Origin of the sequence: Xylophilus sp. Leaf220 (assembly GCF_001421705.1) — a bacterium.
GTDB lineage: Bacteria > Pseudomonadota > Gammaproteobacteria > Burkholderiales > Burkholderiaceae_C > Xylophilus.
On record NZ_LMKO01000001.1, the window covers coordinates 1,058,437 to 1,079,305 of the forward strand.

The 20,869-nt window shown below is 71.7% G+C and carries 17 protein-coding genes and 1 riboswitch; of the genes, 7 read left to right on the plus strand and 10 right to left on the minus strand.

Features of this window, described 5'->3' with window-relative positions:
• Positions 1 to 54: 54 nt before the first annotated feature.
• Both ASE76_RS04810 and ASE76_RS04815 read right to left on the minus strand, forming a co-directional pair.
• Positions 55 to 2,154 (minus strand): TonB-dependent receptor, encoded by a 2,100-nt coding sequence (locus ASE76_RS04810; protein ID WP_082447952.1) that lies wholly within the window; start codon positions 2,152 to 2,154, stop codon positions 55 to 57.
• 117 nt (positions 2,155 to 2,271) lie between these two features.
• The gene (locus ASE76_RS04815; protein ID WP_201781835.1) at positions 2,272 to 3,546 is read right to left on the minus strand and encodes an Nramp family divalent metal transporter; all 1,275 of its coding nucleotides are present in this window, start codon (positions 3,544 to 3,546) and stop codon (positions 2,272 to 2,274) included.
• Positions 3,547 to 3,872: 326 nt separating this feature from the next.
• On the opposite strand from ASE76_RS04815, the gene mntR reads away from it, so the two are divergent.
• On the plus strand, positions 3,873 to 4,334 hold the full coding sequence (mntR, locus tag ASE76_RS04820; RefSeq protein ID WP_055835322.1) for a manganese-binding transcriptional regulator MntR: 462 nt from the start codon (positions 3,873 to 3,875) through the stop codon (positions 4,332 to 4,334).
• Positions 4,335 to 4,478: 144 nt separating this feature from the next.
• Here the strand turns inward: mntR and ASE76_RS04825 are convergent, their stop codons facing one another.
• On the minus strand, positions 4,479 to 6,086 hold the full coding sequence (locus ASE76_RS04825; protein WP_055835326.1) for a glucan biosynthesis protein: 1,608 nt from the start codon (positions 6,084 to 6,086) through the stop codon (positions 4,479 to 4,481).
• Between the two features lie 203 nt (positions 6,087 to 6,289).
• Here ASE76_RS04825 and ASE76_RS04830 point away from each other — a divergent pair, with 203 nt between their 5' ends.
• The gene (locus tag ASE76_RS04830; protein WP_055835329.1) at positions 6,290 to 7,771 is read left to right on the plus strand and encodes an MFS transporter; all 1,482 of its coding nucleotides are present in this window, start codon (positions 6,290 to 6,292) and stop codon (positions 7,769 to 7,771) included.
• Positions 7,772 to 7,843: 72 nt separating this feature from the next.
• On the opposite strand, the gene thiD is transcribed toward ASE76_RS04830, so the two are convergent.
• The 6 genes from thiD to ASE76_RS04860 form a co-directional block, all read right to left on the minus strand.
• Complete coding sequence (gene thiD, locus ASE76_RS04835; protein WP_055835331.1) at positions 7,844 to 9,490, minus strand: bifunctional hydroxymethylpyrimidine kinase/phosphomethylpyrimidine kinase; 1,647 nt, start codon at positions 9,488 to 9,490, stop codon at positions 7,844 to 7,846.
• The gene (locus ASE76_RS04840) at positions 9,487 to 10,305 is read right to left on the minus strand and encodes a thiazole synthase (RefSeq protein WP_055835333.1); all 819 of its coding nucleotides are present in this window, start codon (positions 10,303 to 10,305) and stop codon (positions 9,487 to 9,489) included. Before ASE76_RS04840 ends, thiD begins: the two co-directional genes overlap by 4 nt.
• A 4-nt stretch (positions 10,306 to 10,309) precedes the next feature.
• Positions 10,310 to 10,546, minus strand: a complete 237-nt coding sequence (gene thiS, locus ASE76_RS04845) for a sulfur carrier protein ThiS (RefSeq protein ID WP_055835336.1) — start codon at positions 10,544 to 10,546, stop codon at positions 10,310 to 10,312.
• A complete protein-coding gene (locus ASE76_RS04850) occupies positions 10,539 to 11,684 on the minus strand; it encodes an FAD-dependent oxidoreductase (RefSeq protein ID WP_055835339.1) in 1,146 nt (381 codons plus the stop codon). The genes thiS and ASE76_RS04850 overlap by 8 nt, the downstream gene beginning before the upstream one ends.
• Before the next feature lie 142 nt (positions 11,685 to 11,826).
• The gene (gene thiC, locus ASE76_RS04855) at positions 11,827 to 13,719 is read right to left on the minus strand and encodes a phosphomethylpyrimidine synthase ThiC (protein WP_055835342.1); all 1,893 of its coding nucleotides are present in this window, start codon (positions 13,717 to 13,719) and stop codon (positions 11,827 to 11,829) included.
• A gap of 86 nt (positions 13,720 to 13,805) precedes the next feature.
• A riboswitch (TPP riboswitch) is annotated at positions 13,806 to 13,907 on the minus strand.
• A gap of 66 nt (positions 13,908 to 13,973) precedes the next feature.
• On the minus strand, positions 13,974 to 15,557 hold the full coding sequence (locus tag ASE76_RS04860) for a methyl-accepting chemotaxis protein (protein ID WP_082447954.1): 1,584 nt from the start codon (positions 15,555 to 15,557) through the stop codon (positions 13,974 to 13,976).
• Between ASE76_RS04860 and ASE76_RS20400 the strand changes: the two genes are divergently transcribed.
• The 4 genes from ASE76_RS20400 to ASE76_RS21360 all read left to right on the plus strand — a co-directional run bounded on the left by ASE76_RS20400 (position 15,556) and on the right by ASE76_RS21360 (position 18,819).
• The gene (locus ASE76_RS20400; protein WP_156362514.1) at positions 15,556 to 15,798 is read left to right on the plus strand and encodes a hypothetical protein; all 243 of its coding nucleotides are present in this window, start codon (positions 15,556 to 15,558) and stop codon (positions 15,796 to 15,798) included. The genes ASE76_RS04860 and ASE76_RS20400 overlap by 2 nt on opposite strands.
• Positions 15,799 to 15,843: 45 nt before the next feature.
• Positions 15,844 to 16,542: an HAD-IA family hydrolase gene (locus tag ASE76_RS04865; protein WP_055835344.1), complete on the plus strand. Its 699-nt coding sequence runs from the start codon at positions 15,844 to 15,846 to the stop codon at positions 16,540 to 16,542.
• Positions 16,539 to 17,732: an amidohydrolase gene (locus tag ASE76_RS04870; RefSeq protein WP_055835347.1), complete on the plus strand. Its 1,194-nt coding sequence runs from the start codon at positions 16,539 to 16,541 to the stop codon at positions 17,730 to 17,732. The genes ASE76_RS04865 and ASE76_RS04870 overlap by 4 nt, the downstream gene beginning before the upstream one ends.
• Positions 17,733 to 17,928: 196 nt before the next feature.
• Complete coding sequence (locus ASE76_RS21360) at positions 17,929 to 18,819, plus strand: hypothetical protein (protein WP_156362515.1); 891 nt, start codon at positions 17,929 to 17,931, stop codon at positions 18,817 to 18,819.
• Between the two features lie 51 nt (positions 18,820 to 18,870).
• On the opposite strand, the gene ASE76_RS04880 is transcribed toward ASE76_RS21360, so the two are convergent.
• On the minus strand, positions 18,871 to 19,860 hold the full coding sequence (locus tag ASE76_RS04880) for a sodium-dependent bicarbonate transport family permease (RefSeq protein WP_055835352.1): 990 nt from the start codon (positions 19,858 to 19,860) through the stop codon (positions 18,871 to 18,873).
• Between the two features lie 87 nt (positions 19,861 to 19,947).
• Between ASE76_RS04880 and ASE76_RS04885 the strand changes: the two genes are divergently transcribed.
• Complete coding sequence (locus tag ASE76_RS04885; RefSeq protein WP_055835355.1) at positions 19,948 to 20,847, plus strand: LysR family transcriptional regulator; 900 nt, start codon at positions 19,948 to 19,950, stop codon at positions 20,845 to 20,847.
• Positions 20,848 to 20,869: the final 22 nt, after the last annotated feature.

Genomic DNA, 20,869 nt, shown 5'->3' on the forward strand with positions numbered 1-20,869 from the left:
ATCGAATGCATAGCTGGAAGCCGGCGCAGGACGCCGGCTGCAGGCACTTTTCATTCAAAACCGGTGGGTCAGGCTCAGGCGCACGGTGCGAGGCTCGGCGGGGTGGAAGATCACGTCGTTCACCGCCACCGATTCGCCGCGCAGCCGGGTGGCGTAGTAGTAGTCGCTGTCGGTCACCTTGCGGTCGAACAGGTTGAACACGTCGAGCGCGATCCGGGTGTTGCGGTCGATCGCATAGCCGACCCGTGCACTGGTCAGGGCGCTGCTGCGGGAGCGCACGCTGTTGTCCTCCACCAGCACCCGCGGGCCGAAGTAGCGCACATGCATGCCGCCGAACCAGCCGTTGACCTGCGGCACGGTGACGCCCAGCGACACCACCTTGCCGATCGCGCCCGGCACGTACGGGCCGGCCGCGTCGGCATCGGCGAAGCGGGTGCGGGAAAGCGCCACGTCGGCATCGATCTGCGCCCAGCGGCCCGCCTGGTAGCGGTTGGTCCATTCGATGCCGTAGCGCTTCGTGGGGCGGCTGGCCTCGGTCTCGCCGGCCTCGCCGTTGAAGAGCAGTTCGGAGCCGATGTCGAGCTTCCACAGCGCCAGCGAAGTCTGCAGGCCGGGGATCGCCTCGCTGCGCACGCCGACCTCCATGCCGCGCGCGCCCACCAGCGGCGCCGAAGGATCGACCGCGCCGCCGGTGCGCGGGTTGATCCGCGTCGTCACGCCGCGCGCATCGTTGCTGTGGAATCCCCGGCCGGCGCTGACGAAATACTCGGTGTCGGCCCACGGCCCGAAGACCAGCGCCAGCTTGGGCGAGGCGATGTGGTCGCGCGCCCGGCCGCTGTTGGCGGGCAGGCTGCTGTCGACCGCGAAGCGGAACGCGTCCACCCGCAGGCCGGCGACCGAGCGGATCTTGTCGGTCCATTGCGTGGTGTTCTCGGCGAAGACCGCCGCGCTGCCTTCGCGCACCCGGTCCTCGCGAATGGTCTGCAGCTCGCGGCGCTGCACGGTGGTGGCGAAGCCCACCGGCGCCAGCCGGTCGAGGCGGGTCTGCAGGCCGATGCGGTTCTGCATGTCGAGGCCGCCCAGCGTGGCCGACCAGCTCTGCGCCAGGTTGACGCCCGCCATCGTGCGCCGCTCGCGCTGCACGAACTGGTCGCCGTTGACCGGGTCGTCGGTGAAGTAGGTGAGGTTGCTGAACAGGTCGAGCCGCGAGCGCACCACGAAAGCTTCGAGCGTGAACCGGCCGCTGCCGCCGGCATTGCTGCGCCGCAGGGCGTACGACAGGCTGCTGCGCGCGGTGGTGCCGCCGTCGCTCGGGTCGATCGCGCCCAGCCGGCCGATCAGGCCGCTGTCGACCGCGCGCTGCGGGATCTGGTCGGTCGCGTTCCAGCGCGAGCCGTAGGCCATGGCGGTGAGGCTATAGCCGTCGCTCTCGCTGCCGGCGCTGTAGCGCAGCAGGGCGTTGAACCGGCGCATCCGGTCGGAGTTGTCGAACGGGCCGCGGTTGGTGGCCAGCTCCAGCCCGTAGAGCAGCTTGCCCTGGTTCCAGTCGACCGAATCGGCCAGCAGCGTGCGGCCGTAGCCGCGGGTGCCGCCGGTGACGACGGCCAGGCCCTGCGGCAGCGTGTCGGGCAGCCGCATGCGGGCCGAGCCGGCCGAGGCGAAGTCGCCCTCTTCGGCGTAGTACGGCCCCTTGCGGTAGTCGACTCGCCCGACCAGCTCGGGGATCAGGAAGTTGAGGTCGGTGTAGCCCTGGCCGTGGGCATGGGTGCGCATGTTGACCGGCATGCCGTCGACATAGGTCGCGAACTCGGTGCCGTGGTCGAGGTTGAAGCCGCGCAGGAAATACTGGTTGGCCTTGCCGCCCCCGCTGTGCTGCACCACCACCAGGCCGGGCACGAACTCCAGGATCTCGCCGGTGCGCAAGGCCGGCCGCGCGGCGATGTCGGCCGCCGACGCGCTGCCCTGGCTGGCCGCGTCCGAGCTGCCCAGCGCGTTGCCCTGGCTTCCGGCCTGCACCCGGATCTCGCCGAGCTGCGGATCGGCCGCGCCGCCGGCATCCTGCGCCACGGCGAGCGCCGGCAACGCCAGGCACCAGGCCGCCAGCCCCACCCGGCCGGAAATGGCCCCTGCACGCGTCGCATCGGAAACGGTCATCGCTGCACCCCGGAAATGTTGGAGCCCACAGCGGAGCCCGGAAGGATCGACACGCGCGGAAGAAGCGGGAGAACCGCAGCGCGCCATCGGGCTTCGCAGCAGACGCTCCCGCACCTGCTATCCGGTGGCCATGTCGAACAGGACCTTGAGGTTGAGCACCACGATCACGCCCGAGATGCCCCAGGCCACCGCGGCCAGCAGCCGGCCGGTGACGAGCTTGCCCATCAGCCGGCGGTCGGTCACGCAGCGCACCAGCGGAATCACTGCGAACGGCAGCTGCATCGACAGCACCACCTGGCTGAACACCAGCAGCTTGGCGGTGCCCTGCGCACCGTAGAGACTGGTGATGACCACCACCGGCACGATCGCGATGCCGCGGGTGAGCAGCCGGCGGGCCCAGTCGGGCAGGCGGATGCGCAAAAAACCCTCCATCACGATCTGTCCGGCCAGAGTGGCGGTGACGGTCGAGTTGATGCCCGATGCCAGCAGCGCCACCGCGAACAGGGTCGAGGCGATGCCCACGCCCAGCATCGGCGACAGCAGCTCGTAGGCCTGCTCGATTTCCTCCACGTCGGTGCGGCCCGAGGCATGGAACACGGTGGCCGCGGTGATCAGGATGGCCGCGTTGACGAACAGCGCCAGCATCAGCGCGATGGTGCTGTCGGTCACCGCCCAGCGCAGCGCGCTGCGGCGGCCCTCGTCGGTGCGCGGATAGGCCCGGGTCTGCACGATGGACGAGTGCAGGTACAGGTTGTGCGGCATGACCGTGGCGCCGATGATGCCGATGGCCAGGTACAGGGCCGCCGGGTTGGTCACCACCTCGGCCTTGGGCAGGAAGCCGCCCAGCACCGCCTGCAGCGGCGGCGCGGCCAGCACCATCTGCACCACGAAGCAGCCGAAGATCAGCGCCAGCAGCGCGATCACGAAGGCCTCCAGCGCGCGGAAGCCGCGCCGCATCAGCAGCAGCACCAGGAACACGTCGAGCGCGGTGATGACCGCGCCCCAGACCAGCGGGATACCGAAGAGCAGGTTGAGCGCGATCGCGGTGCCGATCACCTCGGCCAGGTCGCAGGCGACGATGGCGATCTCGCAGGCCACCCACAGCATCAGGTTGACCGGCCGTGAGTAGCGCGCCCGGCAGGCCTGCGCCAGGTCGAGCCCTGTCGCGATGCCGAGCCGCGCGGCCAGCGCCTGCAGCACGATCGCCATCAGGTTCGACAGCAGGATCACCGACAGCAGCATGTAGCCGAACCTGGAGCCGCCGGCGATGTCGGTGGCCCAGTTGCCCGGGTCCATGTAGCCGACCGACACCATGTAGCCCGGCCCCAGGAAGGCCAGGAAGCGCCGGAACCAGTGGACGCCGGCGCCCGGCACCGGCACGCTGGCGTTCATCTCGCCCAGGCTGGCGCCGGCGGGGGCAACGCCTGCCGACGCGCCGGTGTCGGCGCGCGGTGCATGCATCTCCGGGAAGCGGCCGGACAGGGTCGCCGCCGCGCTGTGCTGGTCTGCCAAATCGAAACTCCGTGGATCGTCGCCGCGCTTAGCCGCGGCTCCAGAATATAGCCTAGGCTATAAATTACAGCAAAGGCGAAGTCTTGTCTGCAGGCGGGGGCCGGCCATCGTTGAAAATACCGTCGGTTCGCGCCCGCCGGGCGCCCCACCCTTACGCCCGCCACGACCGATCGGATGCAGCCTGCCGCTGCGCGCCACCCCACACGATGCCCAAGAAGACAGCGCCCGCTCCCGCCGAACCCCTCCGGATGGTCGATGCCACGGTGCACGTCGAGAGCTTCCGCCAGGCCCGCGAGGCCCGGCGCCAGGAGCGGGTGGACGACTACGTGGAACTGATCGCCGACCTGATCCAGGAAGACGGCGAGGCGCGCCAGGTGGAGATCGCCGCCCGCCTGGGCGTGACCCAGCCCACCGTCGCCAAGATGCTGAACCGCCTGTCCGACGCCGGCTACGTGGTGCGCCGCCCCTACCGCGGCGTGTTCCTCACGCCCGAAGGCCAGGCACTGGCCGAGGCCAGCCGGGCCCGGCACCGGGTGGTGGAGGATTTCCTGCTGGCGCTGGGCGTGGACGCCGACTGCGCCCGCCGCGACGCCGAGGGCATCGAGCACCACGTCAGCAAGGCGACGCTCGACGCCTTCGCGCGCTTCCTGGCACGCAGCAAGGCCTGACCCAACCTTGCCGTCCTGGCCGAGGTGCGCCAAAGCGGCCACCCGCACCCTGCGTCCCTTTCAGGGAAACCGCGGAACCGGCTCCGCCGGGCCGCCGGTTGCGCCCCCGGGAGGGGGAGGCGCCGAAGGCGCATCGGGGGAGAACTAAGTGCTATAGCGGTAGAGCCAGGTCTCGCTGAGCGTCTGGTCGCCGTTCTTCAGGTACATCCGCAGGTCGGCCGCCGCGTTGCCGGCCGGCGTGAAATCGAACTGGGCGCGCCAGTGGCCGGGCACGCCGTTGGGCACCGCCTCGGTGAAGATGTACGAGAAGCTGCCGCTCGACGCGGTCAGCACCGACTCGGGCTTCACGCCGAAGGGCAGGCCCTGCAGCGGGCCGCCCAGAAACTCGACCATGAACTTCTGCACGCCCGCCGGCCGCGGCTGGCCGGGCTGGCCGCCGCGGCCCAGGCGCGTCGCCACGCAGACGGCCAGCGGCGACGGATAGGGCTCCTTGTCGGTCCAGTGCAGGCGGTAGCGCAGGTTGTAGCTGCTGCCGGCCTTCGCAGGCGCCTTCGGCACCCAGAAGGCGACGGTGTTGTCGTGGATCTCGTCGTCGGTCGGGATCTCGATCAGCTGCACCTCGCCCTCGCCCCAGTCGCCCACCGGCTCCACCCACAGGCTGGGCCGGCGGTCGTACATCACGCCGTCGAGGTAGTGGTCGAAGTTGCGGTCGCGCTGCAGAAGGCCGTAGCCCTTGGGCTGCCGGTCGGCGAAGGCGGCGCCGGTAGTGGCTTTGGGGTTGTCGAGCGGGCGCCAGATGCGCTCGCCGCCGCCGGTCCACATCGCCAGGCCGTCGGAGTCGTGCACCTCGGGCCGCCAGTCGATCGCGGTCTGCTTGGCGGTCTCGGAGAACCAGTACATCGAGGTGAGCGGCGCGATGCCGAGCCGGGCGATGTCCTTGCGCACGAAGAGCCGGCATTCGATGTCCATCACCACCGCACGGGCGCGCTGCATGACGAACTTGTAGGCGCCGGTGATGCTGGCGCCTTCGAGCAGCGCATGCACCACCACCGTGTCGCCGCCGTCGGCCGGCGGGTCGAAGTAGAACTCGGTGAAGGTGGGGAAGTCTTCCGGCCGGTCGGGCACCGCCACGTCGAGCGCCACCGCGCGGGCCGACAGGCCGTACTGGTAGAGCTCGCCGATCGCGCGGAAGTAGCTGGCGCCCAGGAAGGCGACCCAGTCGTTGCTTTTCCAGTCGAGCTTCTTCTGGTCGGCGGTGCGGCTCTCCTGGAAGCGGAAGCCGGCGAAGCCCGCGCCCTGGGGCAGCTCGCGGCCGGGGCTGTCGGCCGGCATGTCGAAGTAGCCCGGGTCGTAGACGATCTCGCGCGCGAAGAAATCGTCGCCGCTGCGCGAGAGCACGTGCATGTGCACCGGCACCTGGAAGAACTTGCCCAGGTGGAAGAAGGTGACCGGGTACTGGCCCGGGCCGTCCTTGAAGAGGGCCGAGTCGGTGTTGAACTTGATCTTGCCGTGGGCCTCGTAGTCGATCCGCTCCAGCACCGCGGCGGGCAGCGGCGTGCCGGGCGCATACGGCTTGCCGGCCAGGGCCTGCGCCCGCGCCACCAGGCCGTCGAAGCTGAAGGGCCGCGGATCGGAGAACTTGAGCCCGGTAGCGGCCTGGGCGGTGAGGGGGATGCCGAAGGCCGCGAGCGCGGCGGAGGCGCTGCCGGCGGCCAGGAAGGCGCGGCGGTCGAACGTGTTTTTCTTGTGCATCGGTACAGATCTTGTGAAGGATTTCCGAGGAGGGCCGCGAGGGCCGCGCACCGCATGGAGCGCGCAGGCGTTTGCTGCGGCGCACCATCCTAATGGCGTCGGCCGGGGGGTGCGTAAGTGCCTGTTCGCGGGCACCGTACACCGGTGCCCGCGCCGAACAGGCGCTCACAGACAGCACCGCGCCGCCTTCGCACAATCCTGCCATGGATACCACCGCCTCCTTCGCCTCCGGAACCGGTACGGCGGCGCCGCCTGCCGGCGCCGACATCCCGGCCCGGCTCGACCGCCTGCCCTGGTCGCGCTGGCACTGGCGCGTGGTGGTCGCGCTCGGCATCGCTTGGGTGCTAGACGGCCTGGAGGTGACGCTCGTCGGCTCCGTGGGCTCGGTGCTCGAACGGGGCGACACGCTGGCGCTGACCGCGGCGCAGGTGGGCGCTGCCGGCTCGCTCTACATCGGCGGCGCGGTGGCCGGCGCCCTGCTGTTCGGGCGGCTGGCCGACCGGCTGGGCCGCAAGCGCCTGTTCCTGGCGACGCTGGTGGTCTATACGCTGGCGACACTGGCCACCGCCTTCTCCCCGGGCTTCGCCTTCTTCGCGGTCTGCCGCTTCCTGACGGGCCTGGGCATCGGCGGCGAATACGCGGCGATCAATTCGGCGATCGACGAACTGGTGCCGGCCCGGGTGCGCGGGCGGGTCAACCTGGCGATCAACGGCAGCTTCTGGATCGGCGCGGCGCTGGGCGCGGGGCTCGCCCTGGTGCTGCTCGACCCGCGGGTGCTCGGCCCCGTGCACGGCTGGCGCGCGGGCTTCGGCCTGGGCGCGGTACTGGCCGTGGCCATCCTGCTGGTGCGGCGCGACGTGCCCGAAAGCCCGCGCTGGCTGGTGGCCCACGGGCGGGCCGACGAGGCCGAGCGCATCCTGCAGCGCATCGAGGCCGAGGTGGCCGCCGAGCACGGGCCGCTGCCGCCGGTGCCGGCCACCGCCCACCGCGCCGCCCGCAGCGGCACGCCTACGCTGCGGCAGGTGGCGCAGGTGCTGCTGCACCGCTACCGGCAGCGCAGCGGCGTGGCCCTGGCGCTGATGGTGTCGCAGGCCTTCTTCTACAACGCGATCTTCTTCACCTACGCCCTGGTGCTGACCCGCTTCTACGGCGTGCCCGAGGGGCGGGTGGCGCTCTACATCTTCCCGTTCGCCCTCGGCAACGTGCTGGGGCCGCTGCTCCTGGGCCCGCTGTTCGACCGTGTCGGCCGGCGCCGGATGATCGGGCTGACCTACGTGCTGTCGGGCCTGGGCCTGGCGCTCACCGGCGCGGCCTTCGTCGCCGGATGGCTCGATGCCTGGAGCCAGGCGCTGGCCTGGTCGGCCGTGTTCTTCATGGCCTCGGCCGCGGCCAGCTCGGCCTACCTGACGGTGAGCGAGGTGTTCCCGCTGGAGATGCGGGCCCTGGCGATCTCGCTCTTCTACGCGGTGGGCACCGGTGCCGGCGGTTTCGCCGCGCCCTGGATCTTCGGCCTGCTGATCGACAGCGGCAGCCGCGCCGCGGTGGCCGCCGGCTACGCGGTAGGGGCGGCGATGGTCGTGGCCGCCGGGCTGCTCGCCTGGCGCTGGGCGGTCGATGCCGAGCGCAAGCCGCTGGAGGAGATCGCCGGGCCGGTGGACGCGCCGGAGCACCCTCGGCAGCCCTAGCCCGCGGCGAAGACCCGGCGCTCCTCTATTGATAGCAAGCGGCCGGCGCACCACGCCGGCTGCAGCCCTTTTTCATTCCGAGTCCTGGCCCGCAGGGCCTTCGGCCTGCAGACTGGGATGCGGCCAACCCCACCCGGACGCCACCGGCCGCTGCGCACCGTCGAGGGCCTGCCGGAAGAGCGGCACCGCCGTGGCCGGATCGTCGCCCAGCGCGCGCACCACGCAGACCGCGTCGGCGCCGCACCCCGCCGCCACCGCCGCCTGCTCCGGCGCCAGGATGCCGCCGATCGCGACCACCGGCGCGCCGGCCATGCGGCACCACCAGGCGAGGTTGTCCAGGCCTTGCGGGCGCCAAGGCATCGCCTTGGTCGTCGTCGGCCAGACGGGGCCGCAGGCGATGTAGCGCGGCGCCAGGCTGCGCGCGCGCGCCAGTTCCCACAGGCTGTGCGAGCTGATGCCGAGCGCCGGCGCGCCGGCTGCGCGGAGCATGTCGCGGTCGGCGTCGTCCAGCGCCAGCAGGTCTTCCTGGCCCAGGTGGAGGCCGGTGGCGCCGGCTTCCATGACCAGGGCGTGGTGGTCGTTGACGAACAGCTGCGCGCCGGCGGCACGGCAGTCGGCGACGGCGCGCCGCACCTCGGCCTGCAGCGATGCGTGCCACGCCGCGTCGGGCGCGGGCGGGGTCTTGATGCGCAGCTGCAGCATGCGGACGCCGGCCTGCAGCAAAGCGGCGATCCGGTCGGCACCGTCGGCGATCGCGTACAGGCGCGTCGATCCGGACCGCGGCCGCGGTCGGAGCGAGGGTGGCGACAGGTCCACGCCGGCGGCGCCACCGTCGCCCGTCGGCCCGCCATCCGGCACGCCGAAGGCCGCGAAGCGCGGCGCTTCGCTCCACGACATCTGCGGCATCAGCGTCGGATCGTCGGCGAAGCCCGCCTGCGCCTTGACCGGCCCCGCGCCCTGTCCGGCCGCATGGCCGTGGCGCAGCGCATGGGTGGCGGCCATCTTGGCGAGCACCGCCGCATCCGCCGCGACGAAGCCCTTCGCCATCGCGGCGGCGGCCGCGGCGGCGAAGGTGCAGCCGGTGGCGTGGGTGTGCGGGGTGGGGATGCGCGGCAGGGCCAGCCACCCGGCCGCGTGCGGCGTGTCGAGCCAATCGCGGGCCAGGCCATCGTCGGTCGCGTCGTCGCCGCCGGTGACGCAGACGGCCTGGGCGCCGGCGGCGCGCAGGGCGCGGGCCAGCGCGGGGGCGTCGGTGCCGGGCGGCAGGCCGGTCAGGCGCAATGCTTCGCGGCGGTTGGGCGTGAGCAGGGTGGCGCGCGGCAGCAGCCACTGGCGGTAGGCGGCCACGACCGCGTCGTCGCCGAAGCTGGCGCCCGAGGTGGCGCCCAGCACCGGATCGACCACCAGCGGCAGCGGCCCGCGCAGGCGCAGCCGGTCGACCGCGCGCGCCACCGCCTCGATCTGCGCCACGCCGCCCAACAGGCCGGTCTTGACGGCACGCGGCGGCATGTCGGATTCCAGCGCGGCGATCTGGGCCTCGATCACCGCGACCGGCATCGGCTCCACGTGCGGCACCGCGACCGAGTTCTGCGCGGTGACCGCGGCGACGACGGTGCACAGGTGCACGCCGCAGGCATCGGCCGCGCGCTGGTCGGCGGCGATGCCGGCGCCGCCGCCGCTGTCGGTGCCGGCGATGGTCCAGACGACCACCGTGCTCATGGCGCACCGATCAGGAAGGCCTCGCCACCGGTCGGCGTGCTGGCCACCGCGAAATCCTGCCGCGCCATCACGCCGGCCCGCCGGGCGGTGCGGCCGGCCTGCACCGCGTGGCGGAAGGCGTGGGCCATCGCCACCGGGTCGCGGGCCTGCGCGACGGCACTGTTGAGCAGCACCGCGTCGAAGCCCATCTCCAGCGCCGCCGCCGCATGCGACGGCGCGCCGATGCCGGCATCGACGATCAGCACCGCGTCGGGCAGGCGCTCGCGCAGGGTGCGCAGCGCCCACGGGTTGAGCAGGCCCTGGCCGGAGCCGATGGGCGCGCCCCAGGGCATCAGCACCGCGCAGCCCGCATCGAGCAGGCGGCGGCAGGTCACCAGGTCGTCGGTGCAGTAGGGCCAGACGAAGAAGCCGTCGCGCACCAGCGTGGCCGCGGCCTGCACCAGCTCGACCGGGTCGGGCTGCAGCGTGTGCTCGTCGCCGACCACCTCCAGCTTGATCCAGTCGGTGCCGTACAGCTCGCGCGCCATCTGGGCCAGCTGCACCGCCTCGCGCGCGGTGCGGCAGCCGGCGGTGTTGGGCAGCAGGCGGGCGCCTGCCGCCTGCGCGGCCGCGTGCACCGTGCCGACGAAGCCGTTGTCGGGCCCCGTGGCCAGGGTGCGCCGCAGCCCCACGGTGACCGCCGCCGGCCGTGCCGCCGCGATCGCATCGGCCAGCACCCGCGGCGACGGATAGCCGGCGGTGCCGAGCAGGAAGCGGCTGCCGAGCGATGCGCCGCCCACCTGCCAATCGTCGGAAGAAGCGATGTTCGGGGCCATGGTGTCAGCCTCCGGTGATGGGCTGGAACAGCAGCACCGCGTCGCCTGCCTGCAGCACCCGCGCGGCACGCTGACCGCGCGGCACGAAATCGCCGTTGACGGCAGACGCGACGGCTTCGGGCGCGTGGCCCTGTGCGGCGACCAGGTCGGCCAGGGTGGACGCCACGGGCACCGTGTGCGCATGGCCGTCGAGCCGGATGTCGAGTCCGCCGGTGAGGATGGTGGAAGCGGGGTCATGCATGGAGCGTCTCCTCGTCGGGGGTTTCGGGCAGCGGCGCTGTCGCGAGGCCGGCGGCCGCCAGCGCGTCGGCTACCAGGGCCGGCGCCATCAGCCAGCCGTGGCGGAACAGGCCGTTGATGCGCAGCAGGCCCGGCCGCACCTCGGTGCGCGGCAGGTTGTCGGGCAGGGCGGGCCGCAGGTTGCGGTCGAGCCGCTCGATGCGCGCCTCGGCCAGGGCCGGCAGCACGCTGTGGGCCGCGGCCATCAGCTCGACGGCGCTGCGCAGCGACACCGGCGAGCGGTCCTCGCTCTCGATCTCGCTGGCGCCGACGAAGACGCGGTCGGGGCCGCGCGGCACGATGTACACCGCGTGGCGCGGGTGCAGCAGCCGCAGCGGCCGCGACAGGCCGTGCGCCGGGGCGTGGAGCCAGGCGGTTTCGCCGCGCACGCCGCGCAGCGGCAGGGGTGCGGCGGCGGCGTCGCCGTCGGATGCGCTGCCCGGCGCATGCGGCGCGGCAGCAGCCGCGCGCGCACCCAGCCCGCGCAGGTCCAGCACCCAGTCGAAGCGGCGGCGCGTGCCGTCGGCCAGCGTCAGCTGCCCGGCCGTGGCCTGGGCCACCGGCTGGCCCCAGTGCCAGCGCACCGCATCGCCGGCGCGGGCGTGCAGCAGGGACAGCGTGGCCGGCGGGTCGACCTGCCCTTCCCGCGGCAGCAGCCAGGCATGGGCGATGCGGTGCAGCGACGGCTCCAGCACCTGCAGTGCGTCCGCATCCAGCGGTCGCGGTTGCGGCCAGGCGGCCGGCGCGCGCGCCAGCCGGCCCAGCACCCGCTCGGCGGCGCCGCGGTCGGTGCGGTGGGCCAGCAGCAGGCTGCCGCGCTGCGCGAACAGCGCGGGCGCTTCCAGCGCCGCGGCGATGCGTGGCCACAGCGCCAGCGAGCGCCAGCCGAGGGCGGCGATGGCCGCATCGGCATGGTCGAGCTCGGCCAGCGGGCTCAGCATGCCGGCGGCGCTGAAGCCCGCGGCGGCATGGCCGTCGTAGGTGGGCGCGGGGCCGGACGCCGGGTCGAACACGTCGACGCGGTGGCCGGCCCGGCCGAGTTGCCAGGCCGTCAGGCGGCCGAGCAGGCCGGCGCCGGCGATGCCGAGGGTCAGGGGCATGGAGAAGGTGCTCCGGTATGGGCGGCGAACGGGACGATCGCGCCGGGCGCGGCCCGCACCACCGCCCTCTCCCGGGGGGAGAGGGCGCAAGTCCCGCACAACCGAGCATCTCCGTCGTCAGGAGGCAGCCCCATGCGTCGCCTCACAACGTGGTGGAGTGCGGCTGGATCGGGATGTAGAACTCGCCGCCGCCCGCCTTGAACTCGGCAGACTTCTGCGCCATGCCCTCGGCCAGCACCTGCTGCTCGGCGAGACCCTTCTCGGCGGCGAACCCGCGCACCTCCTGGGTGATCTTCATCGAGCAGAACTTGGGGCCGCACATCGAGCAGAAGTGGGCCGACTTGCTCACGTCCTTGGGCAAGGTCTCGTCGTGGAAGTCGCGGGCGGTGTCGGGGTCGAGGCCCAGATTGAACTGGTCCTGCCAGCGGAACTCGAAGCGCGCCTTGCTCAGCGCGTCGTCGCGGGCCCGGGCGCCGGGGAATCCCTTGGCCACGTCGGCCGCATGCGCGGCGATCTTGTACGCGATGATCCCCTGCTTCACGTCGTCTCGGTCGGGCAGGCCCAGGTGCTCCTTGGGCGTCACGTAGCAGAGCATCGCGGTGCCCATCCAGCCGATCATCGCGGCGCCCACGGCGCTGGCGATGTGGTCGTAGCCGGGCGCGATGTCGATCGTCAGCGGGCCGAGCGTGTAGAACGGCGCCTCGTGGCAGTGCTTCAGCTGCTCGTCCATGTTGGACTGGATCAGGTGCATCGGCACGTGGCCCGGCCCTTCGATCATGGTCTGCACGTCGTGCTTCCAGGCCACCTGCGTCAGCTCGCCCAGGGTGCGCAGTTCGGCGAACTGGGCCTCGTCGTTGGCATCGGCGCCCGAGCCCGGCCGCAGGCCGTCGCCGAGCGAGAAACTCACGTCGTACTGCTTCATGATGTCGCAGATGTCCTCGAAATGCTCGTAGAGGAAGCTCTCCTTGTGGTGGGTGATGCACCACTTGGCCATGATCGATCCGCCGCGCGAGACGATGCCGGTCATGCGGCCGGCGGTCAGGTGGATGAAGGGCAACCGCAGGCCGGCGTGGATGGTGAAGTAGTCCACGCCCTGCTCCGCCTGCTCGATCAGCGTGTCGCGGAAGATCTCCCAGGTCAGGTCCTCGGCCATGCCGCCGACCTTCTCGAGCGCCTGGTAGATCGGCACCGTGCCGATCGGCACCGGGCTGTTGCGCACGATCCAGTCGCGGGTGGTGTGGATGTTCTTGCCGGTCGAGAGATCCATCACGTTGTCGGCGCCCCAGCGGATCGCCCAGACCAGCTTCTCGACCTCTTCCTCGATGCTGGAGGTGACGGCCGAGTTGCCGATGTTGGCGTTGATCTTGACCTTGAAGTTGCGGCCGATCGCCATCGGCTCGACCTCGGGATGGTTGATGTTGGCCGGGATGATCGCGCGGCCGCGGGCCACCTCGTCGCGCACGAATTCGGGGGTGATGATGCGCGGGATCTGCGCGCCCATCGGGTTGCCCATGACCCGCTTGGCACGTTCTTCGTGCGCCAGGTACTCGGCCATCCATTCGCGCCTGCCGTTCTCGCGCAGGGCCACGTATTCCATCTCGGGGGTGACGATGCCGCGGCGGGCGTAGTGCATCTGGGTCACGTTGGCACCGCTCTTCGCACGGCGGGGCGTGCGCTGCAGGCCGGCGGCCTCGGCGCGCAACTGGGCGATGCGAACCTGGTCGCGGTCCTCGTGCTTGCCGCCGTCGTCCAGGATGTGCATCAGCCGCCCGGCGTAGCTTTCGGTATCGCCGCGCTCGGCGATCCAGCCGCCGCGCAGGTCGGCCAGGCCGCGGCGCACGTCGATCTGCACAGCCGGGTCGGTGTAGGGGCCGGAGGTGTCGTAGAGCGAGACCACCTCGCCGTTGGTGAGCGCCACGTCGCGCACCGGCACCTGGAGGTCGGCGCGGCTGCCGGCGATGCGGCCCTTGGTGGAGGCGGGAAAGGGCTCGCGGGTCAGCGAGAGCAGTTGGGCGAGCTTGTCGGGGGCGTTCATCGCGGGCACTCCTTCGGTCGTGGGACGGGGGGTGCTCCGCAATCGTTCGGCCCACCGCGCGCACGGACGGCGAACGCCCGCGGGTGGTGGAGAACTGCAGCTCTTCTTACGCCGGTACTAGCCGGTTCAAGTTCGCGGGTTCGGTCGTGTGGACCATCTCAGCGCAAAGCGCACCCCGGAGCGAGGGCGATTGTAGTGCCGGGGCCGCGCGGCGCAAGGCCGTCTGCGGGTAACACCGGGGGCGAGACCGCGGGTCAGGCCAAAGACAGCACCCGCGGCTCTTCCTGCAGCTTGAACTGCCCCACCGCCCGGGTGAGGGTGCCGGCCTGCTCGCGCAGCGACGACGACGCGGCGGTCGATTCCTCCACCAGGGCCGCGTTCTGCTGGGTCATCCGGTCGAGCGCGTGGACCGATCCGCTCATCTGGCCGATGCCCTTGCTCTGCTCGACCGCCGACGCGCTGATCTCGCCCACGATGTCAGTCACCCGCCGCACGCTGCCGACGATCTCCTGCATCGTGCGGCCGGCGTCGCCCACCAGCCGCGCGCCCTCGGCGATGCGCTCGACCGAGCCGCCGATCAACGTCTTGATCTCCTTGGCCGCGTCGGCGCTGCGCCGGGCCAGGCTGCGCACCTCGCTCGCCACCACCGCGAAGCCGCGGCCCTGCTCGCCGGCCCGCGCCGCCTCCACCGCGGCGTTGAGCGCCAGGATGTTGGTCTGGAACGCGATGCTGTCGATCACGCCGGTGATGTCGGCGATCTGGCGGGAGCTGGCGGTGATCTGGTCCATGGTGCTGACGACATCGGCCACCACCGCGCCGCCGCGGGCGGCCACCTCGGCAGCGGAGCCTGCGAACTGGCTCGCCTGGCGGGCCGCGGCCTCGCTCTGCTGCACCGTGCCCGACAGCAGCTCCATCGAGGATGCGGCCTCCTGCAGGTTGGCGGCCGTCTGCTCGGTGCGCTGGCTCAGGTCGAGGTTGCCGCTGGCGATCTCGTGGCTGGCGGTGAAGATGCTCTCGGCCGTGTGCTGCACCTGGTGCACCAGGGTGCGCAGCGCGTCCTGCATCCGGCCCATGGCCTGCACCAGCTGGCCGATCTCGTCGGTGCCAGCCGAGCCGGTGTCGTGCGACAGGTCGCCGCGGGCGATCCGCTCGGCCAGGTCGCGCGCCTGGCCCAGCGAGCGGGCGATGCCGCGCACGCTGAAGAAGGTCAGCGGGATCAGCACCGCAAGCGCCACCGCGATGGTGGCGGCCAGCAGCACCGACATGAACCCGGCACGCGCATCCAGCTCCTGCTCGGCGGCATGCATCTGCTCGCGCGCCGCGGTGGCCAGCTTCGCCAGCTGGGCGTCGGCCTTGTCGGTCAGCGGCCGCAGCTGGCCGGCATAGGCGGCGCCCACCGCGCCGTCGATCTGGGCCCGCTCGATCTGCTCGAACACCGGCACGATGCCGTCGCGGTACTGCTTGAGGCCGGCCTGCACCTGGTCGATGGTGGCGGCCAGGTCCGGATCGTCGGCACGTCGGCCCCGCACGTCGGCCAGGGCGGTGCCCAGCCGGGCGAAGGCGTCCTGCCAGGCCTTGCGCAGGTCGCCCACCTCGGCCACGTTGTTGAAGTTGAGGATGATCTCCTTCTCCAGCAACCGGGCCTGGCCGAGCCCGGTGCGCAGGTCGCCCACGTCCACCAGGGTCTGCACCCGCTCCTCCAGCAGCAGCTTGAGGGTGCCGCGCGTCTGCTGCAGCCCGCCGTAGCCGATCGCCCCCACCAGCATCAGCAGCACGATCGAGAAGCCGGTTCCGAAGTACAGCCGGGCCCGGATCGACAGACGGTTCAATACACGCATGGAAGCAGCTTTCTGGAGCATGAAGATTGAGCAGGGTTTTATCAAAGAAAGCAAGCTGCGGGCCAGCCCCTGGGTGACTCGCCTCGGCAGGCTTCGCCGTGCGCCGCAGGTGCCCGATCCGGTGCATCGACCGCCTGCGGCGCACGCGGCGACAGAACCTGCGCAGCGCCGGCCCGACATCGCCATTCGCTGCCGTGCCGGCGCCCTTCATCGGCATGCCGGTGCGGGCTGCGGCGCCTAAGCTGCTGCCATCTTCGGCTTTCCGCCCGTTTCCAGGAGCTTTCCCATGGCGCTGCAGGATTTCAAGGTGCTGACGTTCGACGTCGTCGGCACGCTGGTCGATTTCGAGGGCGGCATGCTCGCCTACCTGCGCCGGGCGGTCCCGGGCACGGAGGTGACGGACGACGCCTTCCTCAGCGCCTACCGCGCCGCCCGCAAGAGCCCCGATACGCAGGCCTACCCCGACGACCTGGAACGCTGCTGGCACGCGATCGCCCCGCCGCTCGGCCTGCCCGACACCGACGACCTCGCCCGCGGCCTGCGCGACTCGGTGGCCGACTGGCCGGCCTTCCCCGACGCGGCCGAAGCCCTGCAGCGCCTGCGCAGGCACTTCAAGCTGGTCACCATGACCAACGCCCAGGCCTGGGCCCTGGCGCACTTCGACAAGACCCTGGGCGCGCCCTTCGACCTGCTGCTCAGCAGCGACGATGCGCTGTGCGAGAAACCCGACCCCCGCTACTTCGCCTATGCCCGGGGCCGCTACCAGGGCGCATGGGGCTACCGCCAGGCCGACAACCTGCACGTGGCGCAGAGCCAGTACCACGACATCGGCATCGCCCGCCGGCTGGGCATCGCCAGCTGCTGGATCGAGCGGCGCCACGGCATGGCAGGCCCGGGCGGCACGATCGAATCTGCCCACACCGTGCCCGACTACCACTTCCACACCCTGGCCCAGCTGGCCGACGCGGTGGAGGCCGGCCGATGAGCCCGACCGCCCTCGAGACCCTCGCCGCGCCGGTGGCCGACCTGCTGCCCAGCCTGGTCGCCCTGCGCCACGACCTGCATGCGCATCCGGAGCTGGCTTTCGAGGAACGGCGCACCGCCGGCATCGTGGCCGAAGCCCTGCGCCAGCTGGGGCTGGAGGTGCACGAGGGCATCGGCGGCACCGGCGTGGTCGGCACGCTGCGCTGCGGCAGCGGCAGCGGCAGCGTGGGCCTGCGGGCCGACATGGACGCGCTGCCGATGACCGGGCACGGCACGGCGCCCTACGCCAGCCGCACGCCGGGCGTGCACCACGGTTGCGGCCACGACGGCCATACCAGCATGCTGGTCGGCGCGGCCCGGCACCTCGCCCGCACGCGCGACATCGACGGCACGGTGAACTTCGTCTTCCAGCCCGCGGAAGAAGGCCAGGGCGGCGCGCGCCGGATGATCGAGGACGGCCTGTTCGACCGCTTCCCCTGCGACAGCGTCTATGCGCTGCACAACTGGCCCGACCTGCCGCTGGGCCGCGCCCAGACACGGCCCGGCCCGATCATGGCGGCCGCCGACCGTTTCGACATCGCGCTGCGCGGCCGCGGCGGCCATGCGGCCCAGCCCCACCACACGCCCGACGCGATCCTGGCCGCAGCCCAGCTGGTGGCACAGCTCAACACCATCGTCGCGCGCCGCATCGACCCCGGCGCATCGGCGGTGCTGTCGGTCACCCGCATCGAAGGCGGCCAGAGCCACAACGTGCTGCCGGCCGAAGTGCAGATCACCGGCACGGTGCGCAGCTTCGACGCCGACGCGCAGGACGCGATCGAGGCCGCCCTGCGCGACGCGGTGGCCGGCGTGGCGCTCGCCAGCGGCTCGCAGGCCGAGGTGCGCTATGTGCGCTACTACCCGGCGACGGTGAACGGTGCCGCCGAAGCGGCGCTGGCGCTGGACGCCGCCCGTGCCGTCGGCCTGCAGGCCGAGGTGGCGCCGCGCGCCGCGTTCACCTCCGAGGATTTCTCGTTCATGCTGCAGCGCCGTCCCGGTGCCTACCTGTGGCTCGGCCAGGGCCGCGCCGACCCGGGCCCCGAGGGCGAGCGCGCCCTGCACCACCCCTGCTACGACTTCAACGACGACGCGTTGCCGCTGGGCGTGCGCTGGTTCTGCGAGGTGGCGCGGCGCGCACTGGCCGCCGCCTGAGGCCGGCCGGGTGCGCTGCATCCGACCCGCACAGCGCCGGGCAGCGGCCACAGAGACTTGCAAATTCCCCCCTTCGGAGGGGGTCCCTCTCCGGAACAAAACCGGTTCAATCGCTGCACTCCACCGGGCCGGCCCTTCTTCGAGCCGCAGGCCTCCGGTGCCGATTCGCACGACCGACATATTTGAAGAGGGATCAATGAACAAAGCACAACCGTGGAAGTTCGGAACCGTCGCCGCGCTGGCGGCCCTCACCCTGGCCGCCTGCGGCGGCGGCGGAGGTGACGGCAGCGGCGATGCCGGCGCGGTGACGCCGACACCTGCTCCTGCGCCCACCCCCGCTCCGGCACCCTCGCCTTCTCCGGCTCCATCGCCTACGCCTTCTCCGGCGCCTTCACCGTCTCCAGCACCGGCGCCCGCTCCCACGCCCGCGCCGTCCCCCGCACCCGCACCCGCGCCGACGCCGTCGTCGACTTCGTCCGCGGCCTGCACCAACGAGGCCGACTTCCGGGTGGGCACGGTGCTGGACGTGGAGTACGCCACGCCGCAGCCGAACGGCTCCATCGCGCGGGAACGCCAGGTCACGACGACCGGCGAACGCCGCGCCTTCAACGGCGGCAACCCGGTGCAGTTCAACATGGTGACCAGTACCCTCACCACCCCCGTGGCGAAGTACCGAGACCTTGTCAACGGCAATCTTCTCGAATACGGACTGGTTTCTCCTCTGCTCGGCCAGACCAATGTGGCCGAGTGGATTCCGCCGATATCGGATCCGGTGGACATGCAGCCCGGTCAGGTCGCCCGCACCACCTACCAGAGCAGGGTCACCGTTATCCCGAACGCCGGCCAAAACGTGGTCCAGCTCGCCGATGTGCAGCGCGAGTTCACCTACCAGGGACGCGAAACCTTCCGGTCCGCGGTGGGCACCTTCAACGCCTGCAAATTCTCCGTCAAGCAGGTCACTTCGTCGTCCGGGACCGTCGTGACCACGAACATCGACATCTACGTCGCGGCCGAAGGTCCGTACCGCGGGCAGCAGCTCAAGGTCGATACATCCGAGGCGACCCAGATGGCCTACTCGCCGAAGTAGGAGGAAGGGCGCGGCGCGGCAGGCCCATCGGGTGCGCCCGCCCCGGCCGCGTCATGCCTGCCAGATCCGCTGCACCGCATGGGCGTACAGCGGAATGCCCAGCACGATGTTCAGCGGGAACGTGACGCCCAGCGACAGGCCGACGTAGAGCGACGGCTCGGCCTCGGGGATCGCATACCGCACCACGGCCGGCACGGCGATGTAGGACGCGCTGGCGGCCAGCACCATCAGCAGCACCGCATCGCCCGCCGGAACGTGCAGCAGCCACGCCAGGCCCAGCGCCGTACCGGCATGGAAGAGCGGCCCCAACACCGCATACGCCAGCAGCCACCGCGACCGCAAGCGCACCGCCGACAGCTTGCGGGTGGCGACCAGGCCCATGTCGAGCAGGAAGAGGCACAGCATGCCCTTGAACAGGTCGCCGAAGAACGGCTGCATCGCAGACTTGCCGTCGTGCCTGGTGAGCATGCCGATCGCCAGTGCGCCCAGCAGCAGCAACTGGGTGCCGTCGGTCAGCGAATCGTGCAGGATGCGGCCCATCGACAGGCCCGGCGCCGCGGCGGTGCCGCCTCCTGCCGCGGACTGCGCCGGGCGCCGGTGCCGCAGCGTGTTGGCGATCAGCACGCCGATCAGGATGGCGGGCGACTCCATCAGCGCCATCGCCGCGGCCATGTAGCCGCCATAGGCGATGGCATGGGTCTCCAGGTACTGGGTCGCGGTGACGAAGGTCACGGCACTGACCGAGCCGTAGGTGGCCGCGACGGCGGCGGCATCGAAGCCCGACACCACGCGGCGCAGCAGGCGGTAGCCCAGCAGCGGCACCGCCACCGCCAGCAGCACCGCGATGCCCAGGCTGGACGCCATGCCGGCGGTGACGCCCGATTCCGCCAGGGCGAAGCCGCCCTTCAGCCCGAGCGCCACCAGCAGGTACATCGACAGCAGCCGCGAGACGGCCGCCGGAAACTCCAGATTGGAGCGGACCAGGCCCGCGAACGCGCCCAGGACGAAGAACAGGATCGTAGGATCCGCCAAACCATGCATCGCACACCTCTTTCTGCGCCCGATGCTAGGGACCGCGAGGCCCCAAGTAAAATCGATTCGATCGCCTCTATGTATAGATAAATATCTATGACCATCACCTTTCGCCAGCTGCGCCTCTTCCTGGCGCTGGCCGAGACCGGCAGCGTCAGCGCGGCGGCCAAGGTGATGCATGTCACCCAGCCGACGGCGTCGATGCAGTTGCGCGAGGTGGCGCAGTCGGTCGGCCTGCCGCTCTACGAGGTGATCTCGCGCCGGGTGTACCTCACCGCGGCGGGCCAGGAGCTGGCACGCACCGCCCGCACGATCGCCGGCGAGTGGGACGCCTTCGAGCAGCGGGTCGCCTCCGCCAAGGGACTGACCCACGGCCGCCTGAAGGTGGCGGTGGTGAGCACTGCCGAATACTTCGTGCCGCGCCTGCTGGGCAGCTTCTGCAAGCTGCATCCGGGCATCGACATCTCGCTGGAGATCCTCAACCGCGACCACGTCATCGCGCGGTTGCGCGGAAACCTCGACGACCTGTACGTGATGTCGATGCCGCCCGACGACCTGCTGCAGGAAGACCAGATCCTGATGCCCAATCCGCTGGTCGTGGTGGCCGCCGCCGGCCATCCGCTCGCACGCCGCAAACGCATCACGGTGCACCAGTTGCAGGGCGAGCGGTTCCTGCTGCGCGAGAAAGGCTCGGGCACCCGGCTGGCTACCGACGCCCGGCTGCGCAGGATCGGCTTCTCGCCGGCCAACCTGCTGGAACTGGGCAGCAACGAGGCGATCAAGGAATCGGTCGAGGGCCAGTTGGGCATCGCGGTGCTGTCGATGCATGCGCTCGGTGCCCACCACCCGGGCATCGCGGTCCTGAACGTGCAGGGGTTTCCGATCCAGTCGCAGTGGCACCTGGTCTGGCCCAAGGGCAAGCAGCTGTCGCCGATCGCCGACGTGTTTCGGCTGCACCTGCTGCACGAGGCCCGCCAGTGGCAGGCGGTGCGCTGACGGCGCGGCATGGCGCCGGGCG

What these genes read in the sequence shown, in the direction of transcription:
- ASE76_RS04810 (WP_082447952.1), bottom strand. Translation starts at nt 2,154, where the DNA reads ATGACCGTTTCCGATGCGACGCGTGCAGGGGCCATTTCCGGCCGGGTG.
- ASE76_RS04815 (WP_201781835.1), bottom strand. Translation starts at nt 3,546, where the DNA reads ATGAACGCCAGCGTGCCGGTGCCGGGCGCCGGCGTCCACTGGTTCCGG.
- mntR (WP_055835322.1), top strand. Translation starts at nt 3,873, where the DNA reads ATGCCCAAGAAGACAGCGCCCGCTCCCGCCGAACCCCTCCGGATGGTC.
- ASE76_RS04825 (WP_055835326.1), bottom strand. Translation starts at nt 6,086, where the DNA reads ATGCACAAGAAAAACACGTTCGACCGCCGCGCCTTCCTGGCCGCCGGC.
- ASE76_RS04830 (WP_055835329.1), top strand. Translation starts at nt 6,290, where the DNA reads ATGGATACCACCGCCTCCTTCGCCTCCGGAACCGGTACGGCGGCGCCG.
- thiD (WP_055835331.1), bottom strand. Translation starts at nt 9,490, where the DNA reads ATGAGCACGGTGGTCGTCTGGACCATCGCCGGCACCGACAGCGGCGGC.
- ASE76_RS04840 (WP_055835333.1), bottom strand. Translation starts at nt 10,305, where the DNA reads ATGGCCCCGAACATCGCTTCTTCCGACGATTGGCAGGTGGGCGGCGCA.
- thiS (WP_055835336.1), bottom strand. Translation starts at nt 10,546, where the DNA reads ATGCATGACCCCGCTTCCACCATCCTCACCGGCGGACTCGACATCCGG.
- ASE76_RS04850 (WP_055835339.1), bottom strand. Translation starts at nt 11,684, where the DNA reads ATGCCCCTGACCCTCGGCATCGCCGGCGCCGGCCTGCTCGGCCGCCTG.
- thiC (WP_055835342.1), bottom strand. Translation starts at nt 13,719, where the DNA reads ATGAACGCCCCCGACAAGCTCGCCCAACTGCTCTCGCTGACCCGCGAG.
- ASE76_RS20400 (WP_156362514.1), top strand. Translation starts at nt 15,556, where the DNA reads ATGGAAGCAGCTTTCTGGAGCATGAAGATTGAGCAGGGTTTTATCAAA.
- ASE76_RS04860 (WP_082447954.1), bottom strand. Translation starts at nt 15,557, where the DNA reads ATGCGTGTATTGAACCGTCTGTCGATCCGGGCCCGGCTGTACTTCGGA.
- ASE76_RS04865 (WP_055835344.1), top strand. Translation starts at nt 15,844, where the DNA reads ATGGCGCTGCAGGATTTCAAGGTGCTGACGTTCGACGTCGTCGGCACG.
- ASE76_RS04870 (WP_055835347.1), top strand. Translation starts at nt 16,539, where the DNA reads ATGAGCCCGACCGCCCTCGAGACCCTCGCCGCGCCGGTGGCCGACCTG.
- ASE76_RS21360 (WP_156362515.1), top strand. Translation starts at nt 17,929, where the DNA reads ATGAACAAAGCACAACCGTGGAAGTTCGGAACCGTCGCCGCGCTGGCG.
- ASE76_RS04880 (WP_055835352.1), bottom strand. Translation starts at nt 19,860, where the DNA reads ATGCATGGTTTGGCGGATCCTACGATCCTGTTCTTCGTCCTGGGCGCG.
- ASE76_RS04885 (WP_055835355.1), top strand. Translation starts at nt 19,948, where the DNA reads ATGACCATCACCTTTCGCCAGCTGCGCCTCTTCCTGGCGCTGGCCGAG.